We start from the raw sequence: 8,190 nt of genomic DNA, 5'->3' as shown, positions 1-8,190 counted from the left end.
GTTAATAAAATCATACGGTGAAAGATGGTGTGAAAGGGTGGAAAAAGAGAGTAAACTATGGAAAAAGATCTTACATTGAAGGGTTTTTTTCAAGGCTGAAGCAAATATTTGGATTTAGCTTAAGAAATAAATCCGAGATAAGTCGTGGAAAAGAACTGCTAGTTAAGTGCTACTTGCTCAATAAATTTACTGACATTGGCATGGCTAAGTTTGAAATGGCTACATGAATTTGTCATAAATCACCACCGCATAAGTTGCTATGCAACAAAGCCATCCTAGTGTCAGCTACTTAGATGACAGAAGGAGGGGCTACTTGGATGATACCCATAGACCTGTCATTCCAGCGCGTGACGCTGGAACCTAGGAAAGTTTGCTTGTAAGCAAGCAAACTCATTTTGTGAACATAGAAAGTAGCTAATCTTAATTTAAAACACAATATTTTAATTATTATGGAAATGCTGGATCCCAGTGTCAGCTACTTGGATGACACCCGCAAATTACCTGCTAATTGCAATGTTCGTACAGTTGTGGGGTAAGGCCAGGAAGCTTATTCAAAATCAATAAAAATGTCTTTTTTTAAAGTTATGGTTATACTCCCGTAGCGTTCTATGGTAGAAAATAAACTGAAGAGTGTTTTACAAAATGATATTACGTAATTTACTGTTTTTACTACCGCCTGAAATTGCTCATTCCTTGGCAATCACGATATTAAAAAAGATGCCTTGTGGAAAACCTATAGAACTACCAGAATCTTTAAACGTAAACTTCTTCGGTAATAAACTTAGGAGCCCTGTAGGTCTTGCTGCAGGTTTTGACAAAAATGCGGAAGTTATAAGGCCCATGCTCTCATTTGGTTTTGGATTTATTGAGGCTGGTACTGTAACTAAACACCCTCAATATGGAAACAAAAAACCGAGAATTTTTCGGTTAATTGAAGACGAAGGAATAATCAATAGATTGGGATTCAATAATAGAGGAATAGACTATTTCCTTAAACGAATAAATGAAACCAAGCTTGATGACTGCGTTTTCGGCATCAATATAGGGAAAAATAGCACTTCGAAGGACCAAATCAGTGACTATGTTGACTTAATAAAGATGGTATATGGGAAAAGTAATTATATAGTGCTGAATATCTCATCTCCGAACACGCCCAATTTACGTAACCTGCACGATAAACAAGAATTATCGGAATTGTTGAGGTCCATAACTCTAACTCGGAAATCAATTGATAATTCTGAATCCATACCAATAATATTAAAAATTTCTCCAGACATAAATCAGCAAACAAAAGAAAATATTGCTGAGCTTGTATTGGAATACAAAATTGACGGCTTGACAGTAAGCAATACTACGGTTAGTCGAGATAATCTGCAATCTCATCACAATGAGATTGGTGGGTTGAGCGGCAGACCATTGTTTAAGCTTTCAACTGAGTTATTGAGTGACATGTATAAACTCACTAAGGGCAAAACATTATTAATAGGATGCGGGGGAATCTCGAGCGGTGCTGATGCATACGAAAAAATAAGAGCAGGAGCCTCTCTAGTACAACTGTACACTGCTCTCATATATCAAGGGCCTCAAGTTGTGAATAAAATCAATCTGGAGCTTGCAGAGCTAATAAGAAGAGATGGACTGAGTAACATCAGTGAGGCAGTGGGTTGTGGCTGTAGATCTTAACAACTTATTTTGATGGAGTAAAACTCATTTTCTGATATAAAGATACAGCAGGAAGTACTTCCTTTTAATACAACAAGTATGAAAAACGTGAACAATGCAATATCTAAAATCATCGACTATAGGTTCAAAAATGATGCGATATTAGAAGAAGCACTGACTCATCCAAGCTTAAATAAAAGAAATAGCAAAAATCAAACTGAAAATTACGAGAGGTTAGAATTTTTGGGTGATAGCATTTTGAATATGATTGTGTCTGCTATACTGTTTAAACTATTTCCTGAGGAAAGAGAAGGCGCGTTGGCGAAAAGAAAAACGGACTTAGTTTGTGGCAGTACGATTGCCAATGTCGCTAAAGAAATAGAGTTGGGCGATTTTATTCTCATGAATAATAGCGAACGCTGCAATGGAGGGAAATGTAACTTAAAAAATTTGGAAAACGCACTTGAAGCACTAATAGGCGCAATTTATATTGATGGCGGATTTAAAAATGTTGAAAGATTTGTTACCCAACATTGGGAGAAGCTGGCTAAGGATATGCTAATCCCTCCTCAAGATCCTAAAACCTCGCTACAAGAATGGACTCAGAAAAATAAATTACCTCTACCAGAGTATGAGCTTACAAAACAGACTGGGCCAGCACATAATCCTGAATTTACTATATCAATTCGCATAGAAAACTATGGTGAAGTTTCTGCATGCGCTTCTAGTAAAAAGGTTGCTGAACAAAAGGCTGCTGAGCTAATGCTAGAAAAAATTAACAATAGTGAAAAAAGCAATTCAACTTAATTCAAGTTTTAAGAAACAAAATCATCCTGATCAAAAACAAGTATCTTGTGGATGGTCTCTATAGATGAGAACCCTATAGCTTTAAGGCTATAAATTTGCAGCATTTAGTGTAGTGATTTTGTCAGACGAAAACAAAATTAAATACATTTTTAATGTTTTTATAGAAATCTATTAGAATGGTTTTATATGCTTTTTTTCTAATGATCATTTTTAAATGTTCAATGCTCATTTTTATCATCTCTTGTATATGCTTACCTACTCAGGGATATATTACCCAAATAGACGACAAAAATCATCATGATGTTGAGCACGACCATTCACTGAGGCAATGCAAGGGCAAAATTTTTCCTTTGGAGAGCAACAAACCAACAGTACCAGAAATTGTACCTTTGCCCGTAAAGTTTCCTGATTTCACGGCCAGTAGCCAGCTTATTTCTATTAATATTGGTGAAGAAGTGCCAGTAAAGGATTTGCTGATTGAGATAGGAAAACTTTCTGACATTAACTTAGATATAGATCCAAAAATATCAGGCAATATTATTTTAAAGCTAAAAGATAAAAATATAAATGAAGTAATTCAGAGCATAACTGATAGCGCCAAACTGCGTTATTCAACAAGTAATGGTGTGATTAGAATTGAGCAAGATTTACCGTACGCGCAAAATTATTACGTAGACTTTATCAATATTCAACACTCTGCTCAAAGCAGTTTTGTTGTTAACAACAATATTACCAGCAGCGACGGGGTCAATGCTGATAAGGACTATAACAGCGTTATGAGGTCTCAATATAGCAGCGATTTATGGAACTCATTGGAAAAGGGGTTGAATGCAATAATGGATGTTAACGGGGTAAATGATGGAGAATTTCTTTCATCTAATAGAGAAGCTGGTGTTATTATTTTGAATGCTAGAAAAAGCATCCACAGAGCTGTTGAAGAATATATTAATAAAGTTAAGCAGTTAGCGTCTTCTCAAGTAATGATAGAGGCAAAGATAGTTGAAGTTGTGTTAGACGATAAGTACCTTTCTGGTATCAACTTAGATGATTTATGCGATGGAACCAAACCTATAATGAATCAGGATAGTTCCATTATTAATTTAGCAATGAACTTTGGCGTGGGTGATCTAGGGAATTTAGTAAAAAGTTTAGACAAATTCGGCACTTCAACTGTGATTTCAAGCCCTAGAATACATGCCATAAATAATCAGCAAGCGATGATTTCTTTCACTAAAAATCACGTTTATTTTACCTTTGATATACAAAAAAACTCCAATCATACCTTAATTACCAAAATGAATAGTGTTCCAATAGGCGTTGTGTTAATAATCCATCCAAGTATCAATGTTGATACTAGTGAAATATTCATGGATATACACCCAACTTTATCGAGAATTAACGGCTACACTAAAGACCCAAATATAGAGTACATCGCGCAGCAGAGTAAAACAAAACTGAATAGTAACATTCCAATTATTGAAATTAGGGAAATGAACTCTATGTTAAAAATCAAGAGTGGTGAAGTTATGGTAATTGGCGGGCTTATAGAGCATAGAGAAGATAAGCAAAGCTTTAAAGCTACATTGCATCAGAAGTCAAAAAAGCTAGCGGATAATATGAGAACGGTAGAAACCGTCATCTTTTTAAAAGCAACAATTGTGCCAACGCTTGGTTTGTTAGATAAAAAGGACGAGAATTTATATATATATTAACTAAAAACTGAACATCAAACCGATTTCAATATTATGAGTTGATATGTCATCTGCAACCGGTATTGGAATGCTGAAGTAACGATAACCAAGGGAGGCTCTAACTTCCGGAATTATTGAATAATTAACACCAAGTTTCACTTGATAGGCAAACCAAGGAACATTTAATGGCATTGAATTTTTAGGTGACCCATTAACCTTTTTTAATCTAAAAACTGTTGGTCCTATACCAAGACCGATATATGGAGCAAATTGTGTATCCTGAATACTAGGATTATAATAGAAGTTTAACAAAAATGCGAATATACTGACTGATTTATCAAATACTGGTGGAGGGTTATCACTTTTAATATCGGCCCAAGAATACATAGTTTCAAAATCAATTCGGCCATTTTCTCTAGCATAGTAACCTAAAGATATGCTGCTGAGCCACTGGAAATCAATTTTACCATCAAATTGCTGTATACTCTTAATTTCATCTTCCACTATATTTCTTATTATAGAACCGCAACGGTTTTCAACTAAAGTGAGAACTCTTTCTCCGATTGCTCTTATGCCATTTATAAATGTCTCTGAGTTATCGTAATATATCTTGCCACCGTTGGCACTAACATAGAAATTAAGTCTTTTATCTTCAACTGATGTAACTTCTTTTTCATCATATTTTCTAGATTCATGGCATACAAATTTGTCTGCAAGCATTAGATCTTCAGCATCACCTGCATTAGCCTGAGCAGAAAAAAAGCTAATACATAAGATTAGCAATATATCAAAAACAGTAGATCTTTTCATCATAAACAACTTACAATACTTTTCTCATATCAAGAAATTAAGAAACCAATTAAATAACCACTCTCCATTCCTATAACGTTAGCTTTTACAATGCTTTTAGCCTGAACCTCTGATGAAAGCTTTATTAGTGCAAAATTTTCTGCCCTGCCGATATTATTCTGCTCAACTAAAACGCTTTGTTTAGTGCCGATCAAAGATTGATAAAAGTTATTCATCATTTCTTTACTTATTTCCCTCAAGTTTTTTACCCTTTCTTTACGCACATTCTCTGGCACTTGTGGCATTCGCGCAGCAGGCGTGTTCTTTCGCTTTGAATATGGAAAAGCATGTAGGTAAACTATGTTCGTTTCCTTTAGTAGATTAACAGTATCTTGAAACATTTCATCAGTTTCCGTTGGAAATCCAGCAATAATATCAGCACCAAACGCTATATCAGGCCTCAATTCCCTTACTTTATGACAAAATTCTATCACTTGCTCTCTACTGTGACGACGTTTCATCCTTTTTAGGATTAAATTATTACCAGATTGTAAACTTAAGTGTAAATGTGGCATAAATCTTGATTCGTTAACTATTAAGCTCATTAACTCGTCGTCAATTTCAGCAACATCAATGGAAGAAAGCCTAAGTCTCTTCAATTCCGGTACATCCTTTAAAACTCTCCTGATCATTGAACCAAGTGAAGGTTTGCCAAATAAGTCTGTACCAAAATCAGTAATATCAACTCCTGTAAACACTACTTCTTGGTAACCGTTTGCTACAAAAACCTTGATTTGCTCTATAATATTGTTTATTGGTACGGATCGGTTGTTTCCTCTTGCTTCAGTAATTGAGCAAAATGTGCAGCTATGATTACAGCCGTTTTGGACTTCGATAAATGCTCTTGATTTATCCTCAAGCTTATTAATTAGAATAGGTTCTGACCTGCTTGCTTGATTATCACTGACTAATATTTTGTTATTATTTAGCAAATAATTTTCAGTCTTTAGTTTATCTTGATTGCCCAGCACTTTGCTTACACCAGGAATGTTGCTGTACGATTTAGGATCTAATTGAACGGCACAGCCAACTACAATAATTTCTTTACTTGGATCATTTTTATGAATCTTACGTATTTTTTGTTTCACCTGGCGTTCTGCTTCATTTGTTACTGCACAACTGTGTACTACAACAACATTTTTTCTCTCTGCTTTTCTTAGTGCTTCTTTAATTAACTCACTTTCATAAAAATTTAAACGACAGCCAAATGTTACTACTTCATTCATGCTAGACTTCAATCGATTTTATAATTTAATTATTATATCAAACATTCAAGTAAAGTCATTAAGCCTCTTATGACCAGGCTCAGAAATGTGAGAATGATTTGCCTCAAGCAAAAATTGTGTAACTGCGCCAGCTTAAGGAATATTAACCCAGAAAAATCGCACCAACTTGACGTTGGTGCTTGAAGCTACTTATCCTTTTACAGAAAAAGTTTTATAGTATAGCAGGTGAATTTGGGAAAGTCAACTATTTTTTTCATACTTTATCATGCCACCACATCCTGGGACTGTACAACACAGTCTTATTTCAATCGTTTATCACCTTTGGCACTACAAAATATCCATGCTCAGATTTTGTATTGGACAATATCTCCTCTTTAATGTTCTGAGCATTGACAACGTCATCACGTACGTGAATGTCCTTATCTATACTACCATAACGTATAGGAGAAACACCTTCAGTGTTAACTTGCAACAAAACATCATGTATCCAATCCAGCATCGTTAGTTCTTTGGAGTAGTGCTCAATTTCGTCATTTGATAACTTAATTCTTACAAGCTGTGCAATTTTAAGCATTTCTTCCTTAGTAATTGTTACTTTTCTTTTGTTCACAAACTCTATTAGCGAGGTGATGACGTCTTCTGTTGATCTAGCTGGCATTCTTATCCTCTTTAATGAAGTGAACCAAAATATTTGCAGTTGAAACAACTTCGATTTTATCAGTTTTTTCAAATTTGTGAAGTATGGTGTCCGTGATCACTAATTTATCCAGAGAAGAGGAAGAGATTTTTTCAATTGCATTTCCCGAAAACACACCATGTGTGATGTATGAAATTACAGACTTTGCCCCGTGACTTTTCAAAGCAAGAGCGGTATTGCATAATGTTCCACCAGAATCAACTATATCATCGATGATGACACAATTCCTATTTGTCACTTCTCCTATCACATTCATTACCTGAGATGTACCTGCTTTCTCTCTATATTTATCTATCACGATAATCTTATCACTCAATTCCATCTCATACTTTTTCTCTAAAGTCTTTGCAAAAGCACGCGCTCTACCGATTGCTCCGACATCGGGTGCAACTATTGCCAAATTCTCTGTATATATGGAGTCAGCAAATACTTCAAAGCAGCTCAAATTAGCGACTGGTATATCAAAAAACCCTTCAGTTTGACTTGAATGCAAATCAATAATTGCAACGCCATTTGCACCTGCAACCTGGATGAGATTTGCAGCTAATTTTGCACTCAAAGCAGATTGCGTATTGTCATTTTTAATAACCCTATCTTGCCTGCTATATCCATAATAGGGAATAATCGCCGTTATTCTTTTGGCTCTTGACCTCTTTACTGCATCAATTGTAAGCAGGAGCTCCATAAGGTTGTCATTTGTAGGAGGAGAAATTGACTGTATTATGTATGCCTCTTGATTATAGATATCGCCTCCCACGCACACGTTCATCTCGCCATCGGCAAATCTTGATACCTGAGTAAGGGATGGTTGAACATTTAGCTTGTTAACTATCGATTCCCCTAATTCTTTACTAGCGCTACCTATTATTATCTTCATAATCTACCAATTGAATTGTAAGATTATACAGAAACTATGGGGTGATTGAAACTCTATTCTAAAGTTCTTATCTCCTGTCATCTCAGTACTTGATACTGGGATCTAGTTTTCCATAAAAATGGTGCATTTTAACACATAACTTTTACACTCACCTACTTGGTAAAATTCCTAGATTCCAGCGTCATGCGCTGGAATGACGAAGTTATGGGTATCATCCCAGCATCTCCTTTTCTTGTCATCTCAACCCCTATGATGTTATCCAAGTAGCTGACACTGGAATCCAGGATACTACTTTAGTAATAAATATTTAAGAAATTTACTAGATGGAAAAAGGCAAAAGAAGCCCTGGTCATTATTTATTTTCAGTATTGGCGTTTTTAT

7 protein-coding genes and 1 pseudogene are annotated in these 8,190 nt (G+C 35.3%); 4 read left to right on the top strand and 4 right to left on the bottom strand.

The features are described 5' to 3' along the window. The 4 genes and pseudogenes from DM84_RS03215 to DM84_RS03200 all read left to right on the top strand — a co-directional run. Positions 1-227, top strand: a pseudogene (locus DM84_RS03215) (IS5 family transposase); the annotation flags it as partial. A 415-nt stretch (positions 228-642) separates the two neighbouring features. Further along, positions 643-1,683, top strand: a complete 1,041-nt coding sequence (locus DM84_RS03210; RefSeq protein ID WP_250778304.1) for a quinone-dependent dihydroorotate dehydrogenase — start codon at positions 643-645, stop codon at positions 1,681-1,683. Positions 1,684-1,761: 78 nt separating this feature from the next. Further along, the gene (rnc, locus tag DM84_RS03205) at positions 1,762-2,469 is read left to right on the top strand and encodes a ribonuclease III (RefSeq protein ID WP_250778303.1); all 708 of its coding nucleotides are present in this window, start codon (positions 1,762-1,764) and stop codon (positions 2,467-2,469) included. Between the two features lie 200 nt (positions 2,470-2,669). Next, a complete protein-coding gene (locus DM84_RS03200; RefSeq protein WP_250778302.1) occupies positions 2,670-4,181 on the top strand; it encodes a type II secretion system protein GspD in 1,512 nt (503 codons plus the stop codon). On the opposite strand, the gene DM84_RS03195 is transcribed toward DM84_RS03200, so the two are convergent. From DM84_RS03195 to DM84_RS03180, 4 genes are all read right to left on the bottom strand, one after another. Further along, on the bottom strand, positions 4,182-4,973 hold the full coding sequence (locus tag DM84_RS03195) for an outer membrane protein (RefSeq protein WP_250778301.1): 792 nt from the start codon (positions 4,971-4,973) through the stop codon (positions 4,182-4,184). A gap of 26 nt (positions 4,974-4,999) precedes the next feature. Further along, positions 5,000-6,235 (bottom strand): tRNA (N(6)-L-threonylcarbamoyladenosine(37)-C(2))-methylthiotransferase MtaB, encoded by a 1,236-nt coding sequence (gene mtaB / locus DM84_RS03190; RefSeq protein ID WP_250778300.1) that lies wholly within the window; start codon positions 6,233-6,235, stop codon positions 5,000-5,002. A 304-nt stretch (positions 6,236-6,539) separates the two neighbouring features. Beyond that, the gene (gene gatC / locus DM84_RS03185) at positions 6,540-6,893 is read right to left on the bottom strand and encodes an Asp-tRNA(Asn)/Glu-tRNA(Gln) amidotransferase subunit GatC (RefSeq protein WP_250778299.1); all 354 of its coding nucleotides are present in this window, start codon (positions 6,891-6,893) and stop codon (positions 6,540-6,542) included. Next, positions 6,883-7,809, bottom strand: a complete 927-nt coding sequence (locus DM84_RS03180; protein ID WP_250778298.1) for a ribose-phosphate diphosphokinase — start codon at positions 7,807-7,809, stop codon at positions 6,883-6,885. Before DM84_RS03180 ends, gatC begins: the two co-directional genes overlap by 11 nt. Positions 7,810-8,190 lie beyond the last annotated feature (381 nt).

Source organism: Wolbachia pipientis, from assembly GCF_023661085.1.
Taxonomy (GTDB): Bacteria; Pseudomonadota; Alphaproteobacteria; order Rickettsiales; family Anaplasmataceae; genus Wolbachia.
Note: the sequence above shows the minus strand (reverse complement) of the source record. Positions and strands in the feature narration are given on the sequence as shown.